This window comes from Streptomyces sp. NPDC058000 (assembly GCF_042886435.1).
Classification (GTDB): Bacteria; Actinomycetota; Actinomycetes; order Streptomycetales; family Streptomycetaceae; genus Streptomyces.
Genome location: NZ_JBHVQS010000002.1, coordinates 103,182 through 122,142, shown reverse-complemented (window position 1 = coordinate 122,142; position 18,961 = coordinate 103,182). Strand labels below are relative to the sequence as shown.

Sequence of the window (18,961 nt, the reverse complement as noted above, 5' to 3'; positions counted from 1 at the left end):
TCGGTACGGGCGGCAGTGCCACCCGCACCGACCCACCGTCAGTCCGTCACGCTCAACGACCGTCCTTGCCGCCCAACAGCCCGGCCCGCCGCAGCGCGTCCGCCATCGCGTCGTTGACCGGCGCGGCCTCCCGGCCGCCGCGGCGCTCGCCGCCCCGCTGACCGCCGCCCTGCCGCTGCCGCGGCGCACCGCCCCGACCGCCCTCGCGCGGTCCCTGGCCGCCGCCGGTACCGCCGCGCCGCTCGCCGCCGCCCGTACCGCCGCCCGCACCGCCGCGCCGCTCACCACCGCCGGCCGGAGCGCCCTTGCCCGGCTCGTCGTCCAGCCGCAGGGTCAGCGAGATCCGCTTCCGCGGGATGTCGACGTCGAGCACCTTCACCCGGACGATATCGCCCGGCTTCACCACGTCCCGCGGGTCCTTGACGAAGGTCTTCGACATCGCCGAGACGTGCACCAGGCCGTCCTGGTGGACGCCCACGTCCACGAACGCCCCGAAGGCGGCGACGTTGGTCACCACGCCCTCCAGGAGCATCCCCGGCGCCAGGTCGCCGATCTTCTCCACGCCCTCCTTGAAGGTCGCGGTCCGGAACTCCGGCCGCGGGTCGCGGCCCGGCTTCTCCAGCTCCTGGAGGATGTCGGTGACCGTCGGCAGACCGAAGGAGTCGTCGACGAAGTCCGCCGGGCGCAGGGTGCGCAGCGCGGCCGTGTTGCCGATCAGCGCCCCGACCTCGCTGTTCGCCGCCTGCACGATCCGGCGCACCACCGGGTACGCCTCCGGGTGCACGCTGGAGGCGTCCAGCGGGTCGTCGCCACCCCGGATCCGCAGGAAGCCCGCGCACTGCTCGTACGCCTTGGGGCCCAGTCGCGGGACGTCCTTGAGGGCCTTGCGGGAATGGAACGGGCCGTTGCCGTCCCGGTGGGTCACGATGTTCTCGGCCAGGCCCGAGCTGATGCCGGAGACCCGGGCGAGCAGCGGCGCGGAGGCGGTGTTGACGTCCACGCCGACGCCGTTCACACAGTCCTCGACCACCGCGTCCAACGAGCGCGACAGCTTGGTCTCGGACAGGTCGTGCTGGTACTGGCCGACCCCGATCGACTTGGGGTCGATCTTGACCAGTTCGGCCAGCGGGTCCTGGAGGCGCCGCGCGATGGACACCGCGCCGCGCAGCGACACGTCGAGGTCGGGCAGCTCCTGGGAGGCGAACGCGGAGGCCGAGTACACCGAGGCGCCGGCCTCGGACACCATCACCTTCGTCAGCCTCAACTCCGGCTGCCCGTCGATCAGTTCGGCCGCCAGCTTGTCGGTCTCCCGGGAGGCGGTGCCGTTGCCGATCGCGATCAGCTCGACGTGGTGCTCCCGCGCCAACCGCGCCAGGGCGGCCAGCGCCGCGTCCCACTTCTGCTGCGGCACGTGCGGGTAGATCGTCTCGGTCGCCGCCACCTTGCCGGTCGCGTCGACCACGGCCACCTTCACGCCGGTGCGGAAACCGGGGTCCAGGCCCATCGTGGCGCGCGTCCCGGCGGGTGCCGCCAGCAGCAGGTCCCGCAGGTTGGCGGCGAAGACCCGGACCGCCTCGTCCTCGGCGGCCTGCCGCAGCCGCAGCCGCAGATCGATGCCGAGGTGCACCTGGACGCGGGTGCGCCAGGCCCAGCGGACCGTGTCCTGAAGCCACTTGTCGGCCGGCCGGCCCCGATCGGTGATCTCGAAGCGGTGCGCGATGGACCGCTCGTAGGAGCTGGGGCCCTCGACGGCCTCCGCGGGGTCCTCCGGGTCCAGGGTGAGGTCGAGCACGTCCTCCTTCTCACCGCGCAGCATCGCCAGCACCCGGTGGGAGGGCAGTTCGGTGAACGGCTCAGCGAAGTCGAAGTAGTCGGCGAACTTGGCGCCTTCCTCCTCCTTGCCCGCCCGGACCTTCGCCGCGACCCGGCCGCGCGACCACATCCGCTCGCGCAACTCCCCGATCAGGTCCGCGTCCTCGCTGAACCGCTCGGTGAGGATCGCCCGCGCGCCCTCCAGGGCCGCGGCCGGATCGGCGACGCCCTTGTCCGCGTCCACGAACGCCGTGGCGGCAGCGGTCGGTTCCACCGACGGGTCGGCCAACAGCCCGTCGGCCAGCGGCGTGAGGCCGGCCTCCCGCGCGATCTGCGCCTTGGTGCGCCGCTTCGGCTTGAACGGCAGGTAGATGTCCTCCAGCCGGGCCTTGGACTCGGCCCCGCGGATCTGCGCCTCCAGCCCGGCGTCCAGCTTGCCCTGCGACCGCACGGACTCCAGGACGGCGGTCCGCCGTTCCTCCAGCTCCCGCAGGTAGCGCAGCCGCTCCTCAAGGGAGCGCAGCTGCGCGTCGTCCAGCGTCTCGGTCGCTTCCTTGCGGTAGCGCGCGATGAACGGGACGGTCGAGCCGCCGTCGAGCAGTTCGACCGCGGCCTTCACCTGCCGCTCCCTGACGCCGAGCTCGTCGGCGATCCGCGCTTCGATGGACCCGAGGGTCCCGATGGGCTCAGTGGCTGCCGTCACGTTGATCCTGCCCGCCTTCCAGCGACTTTCCTGAGCCTGCATTGTGCCGGTTGGTGCCCCGGACTGTCGCACCGCCCGGCCGGGGACACCGGGGTGTGAGAAGACGCACGCACCCCCGGCGCCCCGGTACCGGGCAGCCGGCTACTCCCTGCTGAACAGCGCCTGCGGGAACGCCCCGGACTCCAGGAGGAGCTTGGCGAACCCGGCCGCCAGCTCGGTCAGCCGGGCCACGCCCGCCGCCCCCAGGTGCGCGTACGGCGCCCGGTCCAGCCGGTCCGTCGTCCGCTCCAGCTCCTTGCGCAGCGCCGTCCCGGCCTCGGTCAGTTCGTCGGCGGTGGCCAGCAGTCCGCGTGCGCGCAGCCGCTCCTGTGCCGCCGTCAGCTCCTCCTGCGTCCAGCCGCGGGTCGCGAGGATGCCGCGGTAGCTCATCCCGTGCCCACTGGCGGCGTGCGAGACCAGCGCCTCCACCGGGTCCAGCTCGGCGTCCAGCAGCGCCACCAGGTGGCCGTCGCCGCGGTGTTCGCGCAGCAGCGACGCGGCGTGCCAGTAGGCGAGGTGCGGGGCGTCCGGCACCGGCAGGTCGGCGTAGGCGGAGAACAGCGGCCGGGCGTGCCGGGCGCAGCCCTCGGCGGCGGTCAGCGCGAGCTTCGCCGCCTCCGCCATCTCCGCGGACTCCACCGCGTCGCCGAGGTGCCGGCGCAGAGAGGCGTCCACCGCCCGCAGCCGGGCGTCCAGGACGGCCTGCGGTGTGGTGACCGTCCAGACCTGCGGGACGTGCTGGGCGACCAGCTCGTGCTTGAAGGAGTAGAAGGTCGCGGTGACCGTCCCCGCGCCCACCGCGCCCATCGGCGCGCTCCGGGCGGCGAAGTACCCGGCACGGCCCTCCACCCCCAACCCGGTCATTTCCGTGGCGAGTTCCGGGGAGAAGTAGTGCGCCGAGTGGAAGGGGTTGAGGGCGTTGTGGCAGTGCCGGCCGGCCCGTTCGGGAAGTGCGCTGGAAGAGGTCATGCCAGCAGGTTACCGACCCGTTGGTATGTCGCTACCCCGAGCCGCCCCTCGGGCTCCCGGGTCCGCCCCGGAGCGCGTATGGCAGAAAAGGTGGGATATCCGTCATTGCCGCCATCGATCTTGCTGACCAGGATGGACGCATGGAACAGCGTGACGTGCTGGTCGTCCTCTTCGACGGCGTGCAGAGCCTCGACGTGACCGGCCCGGTCGAGGTCTTCAGCGGTGCCGGGCAGGGCGCCCCCGGCGCCTACCGCATCCGCACCGCCACCCTGGACGGCGCCCCGGTCCGCACCACCAGCGGCCTCACCCTCGTCCCGGACCTCGCACTGGACGCCGCCGAGCCCCCGCACACCCTCCTCGTACCGGGCGGCCACGGCACCCGCACGCCCGACCCGCGGCTGGTCGACTGGCTGCGCACGCACGCCCCGCTGGCCCGCCGCCAGGTCTCGGTCTGTAGTGGCGCCTTCCTGCTGGCCGCGGCCGGACTGCTGGACGGCCGCCGCGCCACCACCCACTGGAGCCTGTGCGCCGCCCTCGCCGCCCGCCACCCCGCGGTCCGCGTCGAATCCGAACCGATCTACGTCCGCGACGGCGACGTGGCCACCTCCGCGGGTGTCACCGCCGGCATCGACCTGGCACTGGCCCTGGTCGAGGAGGACCAGGGCCGCGACCTCGCGCTGGCCATCGCCCGCCACCTGGTCGTCTTCCTCCGCCGGCCGGGCAACCAGACCCAGTTCAGCGCCCAGCTCGCCGCGCAGACCGCGGAGCGCCGCCCGCTGCGCGACGTCCAGCAGTGGATCACCGAGCACCCGGCGGCGGACCTCTCCGTCGAGGCCCTGGCCGACCGCGCCGGGCTCTCCCCGCGGCACTTCGCCCGCGCCTTCCGCGACGAGACCGGGATGACCCCCGGCCGCTACGTCGACCGGGTCCGCCTGGAGGCGGCCCGCCGGCGCCTGGAGGACACCGCCGACGGCATCGAACAGGTCTCCCGACAGTGCGGCTACGGCACCACCGAGGCGATGCGCCGCGCCTTCGTCCGGGTCCTCGACACCTCCCCGGCCGAGTACCGCCGCCGCTTCCGGCCCGCCCGGCAGCCCTGACCGCCCCCGGAACCGCCCGCCGCCACCGACCACCACGGCACACCGCACCACCGAAACAGGAACGAGGCCCCCGTGCAGATCGCCATCCTCCTCTACGACCGCTTCACCGCGCTCGACGCCATCGGCCCCTACGAGACCCTCGGACTCGTCCCGGACGCCGAAGTGGTGTTCGTCGCCGAACGCCCCGGCATCCACCGCAACGACAAGGGGTCCCTCAACCTGGTCGCGGAGGCCGCCCTCGGCGACGTCACCGCGCCGGACATCCTCGTCGTCCCCGGCGGCCCCGGGCAGGCCGCGCTCATGACGGACGGTCCGCTGCACGACTGGATCCGGGCCGTGGACGCGGGCACTACCTGGACCACCTCGGTCTGCACCGGCTCGCTGCTCCTCGCGGCCGCCGGCCTCCTCAAGGGCCGCCGGGCCACCTCCCACTGGCTCGCGCTGGACCTGCTCCCCACCTACGGCGCCGAACCCACGGGGGAGCGGGTGGTCTTCGACGGCAAGTACGTCACCGCCGCCGGCGTCTCCTCCGGCATCGACATGGGGCTCACCCTGGCCGGCCGGATCGCCGGCGACTTCGTCGCGCAGACGATCCAGCTCGGCATCGAGTACGACCCGCAGCCGCCCTACGACGCGGGCGCCCCGGACAAGGCACCGGCCGACGTCGTCACCGCCCTGCGGGAACACGGCCCCTCCATCCTGGCCGGGAAGCGGTGGCGGGACGAAGGGGCCGAAGGGAAGTGACGGTGCGTCAGGTGTACGGGCGGCGGCCGCCGCTCAGCCCTCGGGCCACCTGAACCGCGGCGCCCTGCGCTCCAGGAAGGCGGCGGCACCCTCCGCGGTGTCGCCGCTCTCCCGTGCCTGTGCCGCCCAGAACGCCCCGCGCGCCTCCGCCTCCTCCGGCGGCACGTCCCAGGTCCCGTTGGCCAGTTCCTTCGCCGCGGTCTGGGTCAGCAGCGACCGGCTCGCCAGGACGGCGGTGAACTCCGCGATCCGCTTGTCCAGCTCACCCTCGGCCACCACCTCGTCCACCAGCCCGCTCCGCAGCGCCCGCGCGCAGTCGATCAACTCCCCGGAGAACAGCAGGTACTTCGCGGCCGACAGTCCCACCAGCCGGACCAGCCGCCGGGTCGCGGACGCCGGATAGGCCACCCCCAACTTGGCGGGCGTCACCCCGAACAACGCCCCCTCCTCCGCGAACCGCAGATCACACGCGGCCGCCAGCTGGGCGCCACCCCCCACGCAGTAGCCGCGTATCGCCGCCACCGTCGGTCGCGGAAAGGCCGCCAGCGCCTCCTCGGCCACCACCGCCAGCCCCTGCGACGCACCCGACGCGTCCCGCAGCGACCCGATGTCCGCTCCCGCGCAGAACGTCCCGCCATCCCCGGTCAGCACCAGCGCCCGCACCGCGCCGTCGTCCGCCAGCCGCGCCAGCAGCGGCGGCAGCTCCTGCCACATCGGGACGGTCATCGCATTGCGCTTGCCCGTATTGCTGATGGTGACGGTCGCCGTACCGTCGCTGACATGCGTCTTCAGACCCGGTTCCATGCCCGGATATTAGAGCGACCGCCGGGCGCCCGGCCGGATACGATCGGCGACTGATGTCTGCAACCCTCGTCGCCAAAGACCTCGCCGCCGGCCACGGCGAGCGCGTCCTGTTCTCCGGTCTCGATCTGGTCGTCGCCCCCGGCGACGTGATCGGCCTCGTCGGCGCCAACGGTGCCGGCAAGTCCACCCTGCTGCGCCTACTCGCCGGGCTGGTCCCCCCGGAGCAGGGCGCTCTCGCCCTCAGCCCGCCGACCGCCACCGTCGGCCACCTCCCGCAGGAGCCGGACCGGCGCCCCGGTGAGTCGGTCCGCGCTTTTCTCGCCCGCCGCACGGGCGTGGCCGAGGCCCAGCACGCCCTGGACGCCACCACCGAGGCGCTGGCCGACGGACGCCCGGGCGCCGACGACGCCTACGCCACGGCCCTGGAACGCTGGCTCGCCCTCGGCGCCGCCGACCTCGACGACCGCGCCGAGGAGACCGCCGCACAGCTGGGCCTGTCGGTCAGCCTCGACCAGCCGATGACGACCCTCTCCGGCGGCCAGGCCGCCCGCGCCTCGCTCGCCTCACTGCTGCTCTCCCGCTACGACGTCTTCCTCCTCGACGAGCCCACCAACGACCTCGACCTGGACGGCCTGGACCGCCTGGAGTCCTTCGTCACCGGTCTGCGCGCCGGCACCGTCCTGGTCAGCCACGACCGCGAGTTCCTGGCCCGCACGGTCACCCAGGTCGTCGAACTCGACCTCGCCCAGCAACAGGTCAACACCTACGGCGGCGGCTACACCGCGTACCTGGAAGAGCGCGAACGGGCCCGGCGGCACGCCCGCGAGCGCTACGAGGAGTACGCCGACACCAGGGCGACCCTGGAGACCCGGGCGCACACCCAGCGCAACTGGATGGAGAAGGGCGTCCGCAACGCCCGCCGCAAGGCCCCCGACAACGACAAGATCGCCCGCAAGGGCCGGGTCGAGGCCACCGAGAAGCAGGCCGCCAAGGCCAAGCAGACCCAGCGCATGATCGACCGGCTGGACGTCGTCGAGGAGCCCCGCAAGGAGTGGGAGCTGCGGATGGAGATCGCCGCGGCGCCCCGGGCCGGCGCGGTGGTGGCCACCCTCCGGCAGGCCACGGTCCGCCGCGGCGACTTCCACTTCGGCCCGGTGGACCTCCAGATCGACTGGGCGGACCGGGTCGCCATCACCGGCCCCAACGGCGCCGGCAAGTCCACCCTGCTCGCCGCCCTCCTGGGCCGGCTGCCGCTGGACTCCGGAGCGGCCTCGCTCGGCCCCGGCGTGGTGGTCGGCGAGATCGACCAGGCCCGCGGCCAGCTGTTCCGGGGCAGCGGCGACACCGCGCTGATGGACGCCTTCCGGGCCGCCGTCCCGGACCTGGCGCCCGCCGACGTGCGCACCCTCCTCGCCAAGTTCGGCCTCAAGGCGGGCCACGTGCTGCGCCCGGCGGGCACCCTCTCGCCCGGCGAGCGCACCCGGGCCGCGCTCGCCCTCCTCCAGGGCCGCGGGGTCAACCTCCTGGTGCTCGACGAGCCGACCAACCACCTCGACCTCCCCGCCATCGAGCAACTGGAGTCCGCGCTCGCCTCGTACCCGGGCACCCTGCTGCTGGTCACCCACGACCGCCGGATGCTGACGGCGGTGCACACCACGCGCCGGATCGAGGTCGACGGCGGACGGATCACCGACCGGGCGGTGTGACCAGCCCTGATGCGGCCAGGAGCCCGCTCCGGTTTTCGATTTGTGTGCGGGGCAGGGACCCCGTAAGGTAATCCGAGTCGACGCGGGGTGGAGCAGCTCGGTAGCTCGCTGGGCTCATAACCCAGAGGTCGCAGGTTCAAATCCTGTCCCCGCTACTCACAAGAACAGCAGGCCCGGTGCCCAGGCACCGGGCCTGCTGTCGTATGTGCACGCACGGGCGCTGCCCACTCACTCTGCCTCCTCCCGTAATACGGGGTATACCGGGAAAAACGGTCCCCGATCGAGGAGGCGGCGATGACCGGCAGGTCCAGAACTTCCCGGCGCAATCCGGCGGCGGCCAAGCTGGGGCGCAGCTTCGGGCTCCTCGCGGCCCTCGGGGTCATCCTCGTCCTGGCCGGGATCGTCGGGCTGATCTACGTCGGTGTGGCCACGCTCACCACGATGCTGCTCTTCGGATGGCTGCTGTTGATCGGCGGCTTGGTCGGACTGGTGCACGCCGTCCAGTCCCGGGGATCGAGCTACTTCTGGCTCGCGGTGATCGTCGCGGCACTGAACATCGCGGCCGGGGTGGTGGTGCTCCGCCTGCCCGACGCCACCGCCGCCGCGCTGACCATGTTCGCGGCCCTGCTCTTCCTGACCGGCGGGCTGTTCCGCCTGGCCGGCGCCGTGGTGGTACGCGGACCGCAGTTCGGCTGGACGCTGCTCCAGGGCGTGATCGGCATCCTGCTGGGCGTCCTGGTGCTCGCCAACTGGCCGCAGAGCAGCCTCTACGTCATCGGCTGCTTCTTCTCGCTGGAACTGCTCTTCGACGGGCTGGGCCTGCTCGCCATGGGGATCGGCGGCCGGCGCGTGGTCGGCATGGTCGAGGACAGCAGAGTGGCTTGATCCTTACCCCGGCCAAGCCCGTTCCGGCGGCGGACCGGCGGCCGTCCCGGAGGTCGCCATAAAAACGCGAATCAAAAACGACGGAACATGTCGCGAGGCCGGTCGATTCCGTCAGAATCGACCAAAAGGCGTCGATTGGCGCTGACTTGTGTTCAGGAGGCCGGCCCGGACCAGCACATTCTCAACACTCATCGTGTGAGGATGCCTTCCGGACCCCCCGCAGAACCCCCCGAGGAGCTGACCTCCCCGCTCGCCTACGAAGGTGTCTGGCGGTTCACCGCCCCGGCACTGGAGTCGTCGGTGCCCCAGGCGCGCCACGCGGTGCGGGATCTGCTCGTCGAACAGCACGTGCCCGTCGCCGACGACATCCTGGACGGGCTCCTGCTGATCGTCTCCGAACTGGTCACCAACGCCGTCCGGCACGCCGCGCTGCTCTCCCCGCAGATCGCCGTCCAGCTCACCATCGGCGCCAACTGGCTCCGGGTCGCGGTCGAGGACGACCACCCCTACCGCCCCAAGGCACTGGAGGCGGACGAGGGTGACATCGGCGGCCGCGGACTGTGGCTGGTCAAGGCGTTCACCGCGGAAGTGGGCGGGAAGTGCGACGTGGAGCACACCGCGGGCGGCGGCAAGTCCATCTGGGCCGAGCTGCCGCTGACCCCGCTCGCTACCAGCCCACCGACTGCCCGGTGAGCTCCCGGACCGCCGGCCGCGCCGCGTCCAGCACGGTCATGAACCACGCGGAGAACGGCACCCGGGCATGCCGCTCGGCCAGCTCCTCCGGCGTGACGAAGGCGACCTCGGAGATCTCCTCCGGGTCCGGGTCCGGCTCGGCCCGCACCAGCCCCACGAACAGGTGGTTGTACTCCTGCTCCACCAGGCCGGAGTCCGGGTCCGGGTGGTTGTAGCGCACCGTGCCGGCCTCGCCGAGCAGCGCGGGTGCCACGTGCAGCTCCTCCGCGGTCCGCCGGGCCGCCGCCGCGAACGGCGTTTCGCCCGGGTACGGGTGGCCGCAGCAGGTGTTGGACCACACACCGGGGGAGTGGTACTTCGACAGCGCCCGGCGCTGGAGCAGCAGCCGCCCCTTCTCGTCGAAGAGGAAGACCGAGAACGCCCGGTGCAACTGCCCGGGCGGCTGGTGCGCCGCGAGCTTCTCCGCGGTGCCGATCGTCGTGCCGTCCTCGTCGACCAGCTCCAGCATGATCGGCTCGGCGGCGCCGCCCGGCGCGCCCACCGCCGAAGTTCCGGCGGTCTGTCCGTTGGCAGGTGTGATCGGCATGCTCATCCTTGTCGTCGGTCGTCGCTGTCAAGTCTGCCCCACCAGGGCCGCCGTCAGTGGCAGAGCACTGCCGGGTGCCGCGCGGCGCCGCATGTCCCGGCGCCGAGCCGGACCGCCCCCGAACAGTCCGCCGCCGGGGGCGGTCGCTCGGCACCGGCCCGCGGCATGGCCCTCGCCACAGCGGCTCCGCGGCAACCGTGACCAGCCCCCGCATAACCGGCACCCGGGCCGGCGGCCAGTTGTTCCGGCGAGGCCCGATCCACCATGATGATCGCGGCAGGCGCAGCCGTCGCTCACCCGATCGAGTGGTGAATACGTGGTGAACGGCCGCATCCCGCGATCGGATAGCCTCTGCCGACGTGCCTCCCAGCCCTCCGGGGCCAGGGTGTGCCACGCCCGCCGCCCGGGTAGTTCGTGTCGAATGCGGACCGACCGGCGTTGCTCGTCAGCATCCAAGGAGTGAGTTCGTCTGTCGACCGCCATCCTCACCGGTCCGCCGGTCGCCGGGTCGTCGCTCGAAACCGACCTGCGCACACTGGGTTTTGACGTCCGTACGGTCAGTGAACCCACCGGCGCCACCGAGCTGCTCGCCGAGGTCCCGGCCCAGGAACGGGTGGCCCTGGTGGACCCCCGCTTCGTCGGCCACCTGCACGCCCTGCGGCTCGCCCTGACCGACCCCCGCTTCCCGGCCGCCGCGGTGCCCGGCGTACTCACCGTGCAGCCCGAGGCCCGCGCCGCGCTGGACCGGGCGGCCGGCCGCATTCCGGTCGGGGCCGGCACCGCCCACCTGACCGACGTGCTCACCGACACCCTCACCGAGGCGCTCGACCGGGCCGACGTCGGGCTGCACCACGTGGAGCCGGGCAGCCTGGTCGCCACCATCGCGCTGACCCCCGCCCAGCGGGAGGAGGCCCGCGAGGCGGTCGCCGCCGTCGACGACGAGGCGGTCCGGCTGCGTACCGCCGTGAAGTCCCGCGACGGTTTCTTCACCACCTTCTTCATCAGCCCGTACTCCCGCTACCTCGCCCGCTGGTGCGCGCGCCGCGGCCTCACCCCCAACCAGGTCACCACCGCCTCCCTGCTCACCGCGCTGATCGCGGCGGGCTGCGCGGCCACCGGCACCCGCGGCGGCTTCATCGCCGCCGGTGTGCTGCTCCTGCTCTCCTTCGTCCTGGACTGCACCGACGGGCAGCTCGCCCGCTACTCGCTCCAGTACTCGACGCTCGGCGCCTGGCTGGACGCCACCTTCGACCGCGCCAAGGAGTACGCGTACTACGCCGGACTCGCTCTCGGAGCGGCCCGGGGCGGGGACGACGTATGGGCGCTGGCGCTCGGCGCGATGATCCTGCAGACCTGCCGGCACGTCGTCGACTTCGCCTTCAACGAGGCCAGTGACTTCGAGGGCGGCGCCGGGAACGCCGGCCCCGCCGTGGCACTGTCCGACCGGCTCGACCGGGTCGGCTGGACGGTCTGGGCGCGCCGGATGATCGTGCTGCCCATCGGCGAACGCTGGGCCATGATCGCCGTACTGACCGCGCTCACCACCCCGCGCATCGTCTTCTACGTCCTGCTCATCGGCTGTGCGCTGGCCGCCTGCTACACCACGGCCGGCCGGGTGCTGCGCTCCCGGGCCCGCCGGGCCCGGCGCACCGACCGGGCCGCCCGCGCGCTCGCGGACCTGGCCGACTACGGCCCGCTGGTCGAACTGCTCACCGGCGGCGGCCGGGGTCGGGGCCGGACCGGTTCCTTCCTCGCACCCGTTATGGCGTTTCTCTCGTCCGCGGTGCTACTGGTGTGGGTGATCTCCCAGCCGGACCCCGCCTCCTGGCTCACCGTCGGCGTCGCGGCCTGCTCGGCGCTGCTGGCCGCCGCAGCAGTGTCCCGCCCGCTCAAGGGCGCCCTGGACTGGCTCGTCCCGCCCTTCTTCCGGGTCGGCGAGTACGTCACCGTCCTGGTGCTGGCCGCCCGGTCGGACGCCCACGGAGCGCTGCCCGCGGCGTTCGGGCTGGTCGCGGCGGTCGCCTACCATCACTACGACACGGTCTACCGCATCCGCGGTGGCACCGGGGCCCCACCGCGGTGGCTGGTCCGGGCGACCGGTGGGCACGAAGGACGGATCCTCGTGGTCACCATCCTCGCCGCCCTGCTGCCCGCCACAGGTTTCACAATCGCGCTCACGGCACTCGCTGTGGTCCTGGCGCTGCTGGTGCTCGCCGAGAGCATCCGCTTCTGGGTGGCCGCCCACAAACACGGTGCACCCGCCGTACACGATGAAGGAGAACCCGCATGATCGGCCTCGTGCTGGCCGCCGGCGCCGGACGGCGTCTGCGCCCCTACACCGACACCCTGCCCAAGGCTCTGGTGCCGGTCGACGGGGACACCACGATCCTCGACCTGACCCTCGGCAACTTCGCCGAGATCGGCCTGACCGAGGTCGCGATCATCGTCGGCTACCGCAAGGAAGCCGTGTACGAGCGCAAGGAGGCCCTGGAGCAGAAGTACGGCCTCAAGATCACGCTGATCGACAACGACAAGGCCGAGGAGTGGAACAACGCCTACTCCCTGTGGTGCGCCCGTGACGTGTTCGCGGCCCACGACTCGGTGATCCTCGCCAACGGCGACACCGTGCATCCGGTCTCCGTCGAGCAGACGCTGCTCGCCGCCCGCGGCAACGGCCAGAAGATCATCCTCGCGCTGGACACCGTCAAGCAGCTCGCCGACGAGGAGATGAAGGTCGTCGCGGACCCCGCCAAGGGCGTCCGGAAGATCACCAAGCTGATGGACCCGGCCGAGGCGACCGGCGAGTACATCGGCGTCACCCTCATCGAGGGCGAGGCCGCCGCCGAGCTGGCCGACGTCCTGAAGACCACCTTCGAGCGGGACCCCGACCTCTACTACGAGGACGGCTACCAGGAGCTGGTCAACCGCGGCTTCAAGGTCGATGTGGCACCGATCGGCGAGGTCAAGTGGGTCGAGATCGACAACCACGACGACCTCGCGAAGGGCCGTGTTATCGCATGCCAGTACTGACCCGCCTCATTCCGTCCCCGGTCGTCGTCGACATCAGCGCCGGCGCCCTGGACGACCTGGCGGGTCTGCTGGCCGACCAGCGCATCTCGGCGTCCGGCAAGCTCGCCATCGCGATCAGCGGCGGCTCGGGGGCGCGGCTGCGCCGACGGCTGGCCCCCGCCCTGCCCGGCGCCGAGTGGTACGAGATCGGCGGCGGAACCCTGGACGAAGCGATCAAGCTCGCCGACGCCATGAAGAAGGGCCACTACGACGCGGTCGTGGGCCTGGGCGGCGGCAAGATCATCGACTGTGCGAAGTTCGCCGCGGCACGCATCGGCCTGCCGTTGGTGGCGGTCGCGACGAACCTGGCGCACGACGGGCTGTGCTCGCCGGTCGCCACCCTCGACAACGATGCGGGCCGCGGCTCCTACGGCGTGCCGAACCCGATCGCCGTGGTGATCGACCTCGACATCGTCCGCGAGGCCCCGGTCCGCTTCGTCCGCTCCGGCATCGGGGACGCGATCTCCAACATCTCCGCGGTCGCGGACTGGGAGCTGTCGCACCGGGAGACCGGTGAGGGCATCGACGGGCTGGCCGCGGCCATGGCCCGGCAGGCCGGCGAGGCCGTGCTGCGCCACCCCGGGAGCGTCAGCGACGACAGCTTCCTCCAGGTGCTGGCCGAGGGCCTGGTCCTCACGGGCATCTCGATGTCGGTGGCCGGCGACAGCCGTCCCGCCTCCGGCGCCTGCCACGAGATCAACCACGCCTTCGACATCCTCTTCCCCAAGAGGGCGGCGAGCCACGGCGAGCAGTGCGGCCTCGGCGCCGCCTTCGCCACCCACCTGCGTGGCGACCGGGAGACCTCGGCGCTGATGGTCGAGGTGCTCCAGCGCCACGGCCTGCCGGTCACCCCGGGCGAAATGGGCTTCACCGACGAGGAGTTCGTGCAGGCCGTCGAGTTCGCCCCGAAGACCCGTCCGGGCCGCTACACGATCCTGGAGCACCTGGACCTGTCCACCGATCAGATCAGGGACGCATACGCCGACTATGCCGAAACCATCAGTAGCTGAACTCCGCCCGGTCGTTCACCCCGCGGGCGTGAAGGACCGGCGCAGCGGTGAGCACTGGGCAGGCCGCCTCTACATGCGGGAAATCTCGCTGCGTTGCGACCGGTACTTGGTCAACACCCGGGTCACGCCCAACCAGCTGACCTACCTGATGACCGTCTTCGGGGTCCTCGCGGCTCCGGCGCTGCTGGTGCCGGGGATCTGGGGCGCCGTGCTCGGCGTGGTGATGGTCCAGCTCTACCTGCTGCTCGACTGCATCGACGGCGAGGTCGCGCGCTGGAAGAAGCAGTTCTCGCTCGGCGGGGTCTACTTGGACCGGGTCGGTGCCTACCTGTGTGACGCCGCGGTGCTCGTCGGCTTCGGCCTGCGGGCCGCGGACCTGTGGGGTCCCGGGCGGATCGACTGGCTCTGGGCCTTCCTCGGCACCCTGGCCGCTCTCGGCGCGATCCTGATCAAGGCCGAGACCGACCTCGTCGGCGTCGCCCGCCACCAGGGCGGACTGCCGCCGGTGAAGGAGGCGGCTGCCGAGCCGCGCTCGTCCGGTCTGGCGCTGGCCCGCAAGGCCGCCGCCGCGCTCAAGTTCCACCGGCTGGTCCTCGGGATCGAGGCGTCCCTGCTGATCCTGGTCCTGGCGATCGTGGACTCGGTGCGGGGCGACCTGTTCTTCTCCCGGCTCGGCGTCGCGGTGCTGGCCGGTATCGCGCTCCTCCAGACCCTGCTGCACCTCGTGTCCATCCTCGCCTCCAGCAGGCTGAAGTGACCGCGGCGTCCGGAATGCGACTCGGTGCGGTTGTCCTGACCATGGGCAACCGCCCCGACGAGCTGCGCGCGCTGCTGGGCTCTGTCGCCCGGCAGGACGGCGACCCGATCGAGGTGGTGGTGGTCGGCAACGGCGCACCGCTGCCCGAGCTGGCCGTTCCCGGACTGGTCGTGCGGACGGTCGAGCTGCCGGAGAACGTCGGCATCCCGGCCGGCCGCAACGTCGGCATCGAGGCGTTCAAGACCGCCAGTACCGGCGGCGCTGCCGGCACCCGCAGCACTGAAGGCACAGGCAGCACCGCCAACGCCGACGGCTACCGCGTGGACGCCCTGCTCTTCCTCGACGACGACGGGCTGCTGGCCAGGACGGACACCGCCGAGCTGTGCCGCGAAGCGTTCGCCGCGGACCGGGAGCTGGGCATCATCAGCTTCCGGATCGCCGACCCGGACACCGGACTGACCCAGCGCCGGCACGTCCCGCGGTTGCGCGCCTCCGACCCGATGCGCTCCTCGCGGGTGACCACCTTCCTCGGTGGCGCCAACGCGGTCCGCACGGCGGTGTTCGCCCAGGTCGGCGGCCTGCCCGACGAGTTCTTCTACGCCCATGAGGAGACTGACCTGGCCTGGCGGGCGCTGGACGCCGGCTGGCTGGTCGACTACCGGGCGGACATGGTCCTGCACCACCCCACCACGGCCCCGGCCCGGCACGCGGTCTACCACCGGATGGTGGCCCGCAACCGGGTCTGGCTGGCCCGCCGCAACCTCCCCGCCCCGCTGGTCCCGGTCTATCTCGGTGTCTGGTTCCTGCTCACCCTCGCCCGCCGGCCGTCGCTGCCGGGGCTCCGGGCCTGGTTGGGCGGCTTCAAGGAAGGCTGGGCCACTCCGTGCGGTCCCAGGCGTCCCATGAAGTGGGCTACCGTTTGGCGACTGAGCCGGCTGGGCCGCCCTCCCATCATCTGACAAGCTCGTATCTGAGAGCATCAGGCGCGAACCGGGGCGTCCCCGGCAGCGCACCTTGAGGACGAAAGTGTCAACTGTGAGCGAGACCACGCACGACAGTGCGGTCGCCATGAGTGCCCCGCCATCCGCCGACGAAGGACTCACGCCGGCCCAGCGGGCTGAGAAGTACGGGCTGTCGCAGAGCGGGGCCCGCCCCGGCCTTGCGGAATACGTCCGCGAGCTGTGGGACCGGCGGCACTTCATCTCCGCCTTCTCCAGCGCGAGGCTGACCGCGCAGTTCAGCCAGGCGAAGCTGGGTCAGGTCTGGCAGGTGGCGACGCCGCTGCTGAACGCGCTCGTCTACTACTTCATCTTCGGCATGCTGATCGGCACGAAGCGGGGCGTCCCGGACTACGTCCCGTTCCTGGTGACCGGTGTCTTCATCTTCACCTTCACCCAGAGCTCGGTGATGGCCGGTACGCGGGCGATCTCCGGCAACCTGGGTCTGGTGCGTGCGCTGCACTTCCCGCGGGCCTGCCTGCCGATCTCGTTCTGCCTCATGCAGCTCCAGCAACTGCTGTTCTCCATGGGCGTGCTGGTGGTGATCCTGCTGGCCTTCGGACAGCTGCCCACCTTGTCCTGGCTGCTGGTGCTCCCCGCGCTGGCGCTGCAGTTCGTGTTCAACACCGGACTGGCGATGATCATGGCCCGGCTCGGCAGCAAGACGCCGGACCTGGCGCAGCTGATGCCCTTCATCATGCGGACGTGGATGTACGCGTCCGGCGTGATGTTCAGCATCAGCGTGATCATGAAGGGCAAGCACGTCCCGCACTGGGTCGAGGTGCTGCTCTATGGCAACCCCGCCGCCGTCTACATCGACCTGATCCGGTTCGCGCTGATCGACAGCTTCAAGGCGAACCAGCTCCCGCCGCACGTGTGGCTGTTCGCGCTCGGCTGGGCTGTGCTGGCGGGCGTCGCGGGCTTTGTGTACTTCTGGAAGGCTGAGGAGCGGTACGGACGTGGCTGAGCAGATGGACGGCGTCCAGCCGACGGAGGCGGCGCAGGAGCACATCCCGACGGTGATCGCAGACGACCTGCACATCGTTTACCGGGTCTACGGCACCGGCGCGGGCAAGGGCAGCGCGACCGCGGCGCTCAACCGCATCATCCGGCGCCGGCCGTCGGCGGGCGCGCGCGAGGTGCACGCGGTCAAGGGTGTCTCCTTCACCGCCTACCGGGGCGAATCGATCGGTCTGATCGGTTCGAACGGCTCCGGCAAGTCGACGCTCCTCAAGGCCGTGGCGGGTCTGCTGCCCGCCGAGCGCGGCAAGGTTTACACCCACGGTCAGCCTTCGCTGCTGGGCGTGAACGCGGCCCTGATGAACGACCTGACCGGCGAGAAGAACGTCATCCTGGGCGGCCTGGCGATGGGCATGTCCCGCGAGCAGGTCCGTTCCCGCTACGACGAGATCGTCGACTTCTCGGGCATCAACGAGAAGGGCGACTTCATCTCGCTCCCGATGCGCACCTATTCGTCCGGTATGGCGGCCCGACTGCGGTTCTCCATCGCGGCGGCCAAGGACCACGACGTGCTGCTGATCGACGAGGCGCTGGCCACCGGCGACCGGGCCTTCCAGAAGCGCTCCGAGGCCCGCATCCGCGAGCTGCGCAAGGAAGCGGGTACGGTCTTCCTGGTCAGCCACAACAACAACTCGATCCGGGACACCTGTGACCGGGTGTTGTGGCTGGAGCGAGGCGAACTGCTGATGGACGGCCCGACCGACGAGGTCATCAAGGCGTACGAGAAGGAGACGGGCAAATAGCCCATCCTTCGCAGGAGGCCCCCGCGAATCCGGTTCGCGGGGGCCTTCGATCGTGACGGAAAGGTCAACTTCGCGGAGTGCGGGAACAGTTGGGTTCCGCGCGACGTTGATCGGATCGTTGCCCGAGGCTGTAGCACCCACTCGGACGCGGTCTAGCTGTACGGCGTAAGCTGTACGGGTACTGAACAGCACAAGTGGTGCAAGTCGGGCATTCACCCGGGCGAGCGACGGGGCTCGATCGGAGCGCGTCGCGAGGTGCGGCGTGTCCGAAATGGGATGTTTTAGCTTGGCGGTGTAGAACGGGAGACGTGACGGCAATGGCTACTGGTTCGCTCCGGCTCCACAACACGCCGGGTAGACCCCGGTGAGCCGAGGAGACGAGCAGGCGCGTCGCGCCTTCCTCCGGAGGGTGGCGGTGAGTGGCGGGAGGGACCACACGCGCACCGTGCTCGATCAAGCCGCGCACGAGAATTTCCCGGTCGCGCCGTTCTTCCTGCCCCGTGCCTGGCGCGCCGACCTGATGGCCCTCTACGGCTTCGCCCGCCTCGTCGACGACATCGGCGACGGCGATCTGGCGCCCGGCGGTGGCGACGCCGTCCTCCTCGGCCTGGACCGCGTCCAGTACGACGACCGTCCGGCACTGCTCGACGCCCTGGAAGCGGACCTGCACCGGGTCTTCAGCGACCGAGCCCCCGGCCCCAAGCACCCGCTGATGCGCCGGCTCGGCCCGACCGTCCGCCGCTGCGCGCTCATTCCCGAGCCCTTCCTCGGCCTCATCGAGGCCAACCGCCAGGACCAGCGGATCAGCCGTTACGCCACCTACGGTGACCTCGCCGCCTACTGCGAGCTGTCCGCCAACCCGGTCGGCCGGCTCGTCCTCGGCGTCACCGGCACGTCCAGTCCCGAGCGCGTCCGGCTCTCGGACGCCATCTGCACCGCCCTCCAGCTCGTCGAGCACATCCAGGACGTCGCCGAGGACCTGGGCCGGGACCGGGTCTACCTCCCCGCCGAGGACATGAAGAGCTTCGGCGTCACCGAGGATGATCTGGCCGCGCCGACCGGGGGCCCCTCGGTGCGCGCGCTGATCGCCTTCGAGGCGGAGCGCGCCGGTGAGCTGCTGGACGAGGGCGCTCCGCTGGTGGGGAGCGTGCACGGCCGGCTCAAGCTGCTGTTGGCCGGCTTCGTCGCCGGCGGGCGCGCCGCACTCCAGGCGGTCGCGGCCGCCGATCACGACGTACTCCCTGGACCGCCCAAGCCGACCAAGCTCAGCCTGCTGCGCGAGGTCGGGGCGACTTTGCGACGAGAGGGGTGAGTCGGACCGTG

17 protein-coding genes and 1 tRNA gene are annotated in these 18,961 nt (G+C 71.7%); 14 read left to right on the top strand and 4 right to left on the bottom strand.

The genetic code is table 11. From position 1 onward, the window contains the following. Positions 1-52 precede the first annotated feature (52 nt). Positions 53-2,515 carry a Tex family protein gene (locus ACFVT2_RS03345; protein ID WP_390011470.1) on the bottom strand — a complete coding sequence of 821 codons (2,463 nt, stop codon included), beginning with the start codon at positions 2,513-2,515 and terminating at the stop codon, positions 53-55. A gap of 141 nt (positions 2,516-2,656) precedes the next feature. After that, positions 2,657-3,523: a hypothetical protein gene (locus ACFVT2_RS03340; RefSeq protein ID WP_390011467.1), complete on the bottom strand. Its 867-nt coding sequence runs from the start codon at positions 3,521-3,523 to the stop codon at positions 2,657-2,659. A gap of 140 nt (positions 3,524-3,663) precedes the next feature. Here ACFVT2_RS03340 and ACFVT2_RS03335 point away from each other — a divergent pair, with 140 nt between their 5' ends. Both ACFVT2_RS03335 and ACFVT2_RS03330 read left to right on the top strand, forming a co-directional pair. Further along, a complete protein-coding gene (locus ACFVT2_RS03335) occupies positions 3,664-4,623 on the top strand; it encodes a GlxA family transcriptional regulator (protein WP_390011464.1) in 960 nt (319 codons plus the stop codon). Positions 4,624-4,695: 72 nt separating this feature from the next. Then, the gene (locus tag ACFVT2_RS03330) at positions 4,696-5,367 is read left to right on the top strand and encodes a DJ-1/PfpI family protein (protein ID WP_390011461.1); all 672 of its coding nucleotides are present in this window, start codon (positions 4,696-4,698) and stop codon (positions 5,365-5,367) included. A 33-nt stretch (positions 5,368-5,400) separates the two neighbouring features. On the opposite strand, the gene ACFVT2_RS03325 is transcribed toward ACFVT2_RS03330, so the two are convergent. Further along, entirely contained in the window at positions 5,401-6,171 is a 771-nt protein-coding gene (locus ACFVT2_RS03325) for an enoyl-CoA hydratase/isomerase family protein (RefSeq protein WP_390011459.1), read from the bottom strand. Positions 6,172-6,224: 53 nt separating this feature from the next. On the opposite strand from ACFVT2_RS03325, the gene ACFVT2_RS03320 reads away from it, so the two are divergent. The 4 genes from ACFVT2_RS03320 to ACFVT2_RS03305 all read left to right on the top strand — a co-directional run bounded on the left by ACFVT2_RS03320 (position 6,225) and on the right by ACFVT2_RS03305 (position 9,455). After that, on the top strand, positions 6,225-7,877 hold the full coding sequence (locus tag ACFVT2_RS03320) for an ABC-F family ATP-binding cassette domain-containing protein (protein ID WP_390011457.1): 1,653 nt from the start codon (positions 6,225-6,227) through the stop codon (positions 7,875-7,877). Between the two features lie 81 nt (positions 7,878-7,958). Continuing rightward, positions 7,959-8,032, top strand: a tRNA-Met gene (locus ACFVT2_RS03315). A 139-nt stretch (positions 8,033-8,171) separates the two neighbouring features. Then, on the top strand, positions 8,172-8,762 hold the full coding sequence (locus ACFVT2_RS03310; RefSeq protein WP_390011455.1) for an HdeD family acid-resistance protein: 591 nt from the start codon (positions 8,172-8,174) through the stop codon (positions 8,760-8,762). Between the two features lie 201 nt (positions 8,763-8,963). Then, positions 8,964-9,455, top strand: a complete 492-nt coding sequence (locus ACFVT2_RS03305; protein ID WP_390011452.1) for an ATP-binding protein — start codon at positions 8,964-8,966, stop codon at positions 9,453-9,455. On the opposite strand, the gene idi is transcribed toward ACFVT2_RS03305, so the two are convergent. After that, entirely contained in the window at positions 9,430-10,041 is a 612-nt protein-coding gene (gene idi / locus ACFVT2_RS03300; RefSeq protein ID WP_390011450.1) for an isopentenyl-diphosphate Delta-isomerase, read from the bottom strand. The genes ACFVT2_RS03305 and idi overlap by 26 nt on opposite strands. A gap of 469 nt (positions 10,042-10,510) precedes the next feature. On the opposite strand from idi, the gene ACFVT2_RS03295 reads away from it, so the two are divergent. The 8 genes from ACFVT2_RS03295 (at position 10,511) to hpnC (ending at position 18,950) form a co-directional block, all read left to right on the top strand. Beyond that, positions 10,511-12,331 (top strand): DUF5941 domain-containing protein, encoded by a 1,821-nt coding sequence (locus ACFVT2_RS03295; protein WP_390012220.1) that lies wholly within the window; start codon positions 10,511-10,513, stop codon positions 12,329-12,331. Next, positions 12,328-13,071 (top strand): sugar phosphate nucleotidyltransferase, encoded by a 744-nt coding sequence (locus tag ACFVT2_RS03290; RefSeq protein WP_390011447.1) that lies wholly within the window; start codon positions 12,328-12,330, stop codon positions 13,069-13,071. The genes ACFVT2_RS03295 and ACFVT2_RS03290 overlap by 4 nt, the downstream gene beginning before the upstream one ends. Further along, a complete protein-coding gene (locus tag ACFVT2_RS03285; protein ID WP_390011444.1) occupies positions 13,059-14,120 on the top strand; it encodes an iron-containing alcohol dehydrogenase family protein in 1,062 nt (353 codons plus the stop codon). Before ACFVT2_RS03290 ends, ACFVT2_RS03285 begins: the two co-directional genes overlap by 13 nt. After that, entirely contained in the window at positions 14,098-14,877 is a 780-nt protein-coding gene (locus ACFVT2_RS03280; RefSeq protein ID WP_390011441.1) for a CDP-alcohol phosphatidyltransferase family protein, read from the top strand. The genes ACFVT2_RS03285 and ACFVT2_RS03280 overlap by 23 nt, the downstream gene beginning before the upstream one ends. A 14-nt stretch (positions 14,878-14,891) precedes the next feature. Then, positions 14,892-15,836 (top strand): glycosyltransferase family 2 protein, encoded by a 945-nt coding sequence (locus ACFVT2_RS03275; protein WP_390012219.1) that lies wholly within the window; start codon positions 14,892-14,894, stop codon positions 15,834-15,836. Positions 15,837-15,912: 76 nt separating this feature from the next. Further along, positions 15,913-16,842: an ABC transporter permease gene (locus ACFVT2_RS03270; RefSeq protein WP_390011438.1), complete on the top strand. Its 930-nt coding sequence runs from the start codon at positions 15,913-15,915 to the stop codon at positions 16,840-16,842. Between the two features lie 4 nt (positions 16,843-16,846). Then, positions 16,847-17,638 (top strand): ABC transporter ATP-binding protein, encoded by a 792-nt coding sequence (locus tag ACFVT2_RS03265; RefSeq protein WP_390012218.1) that lies wholly within the window; start codon positions 16,847-16,849, stop codon positions 17,636-17,638. 445 nt (positions 17,639-18,083) lie between these two features. Further along, positions 18,084-18,950, top strand: coding sequence for a squalene synthase HpnC (hpnC, locus tag ACFVT2_RS03260; protein WP_390011435.1), 867 nt, complete (start codon positions 18,084-18,086; stop codon positions 18,948-18,950). The last annotated feature ends 11 nt before the right edge of the window (positions 18,951-18,961 follow it).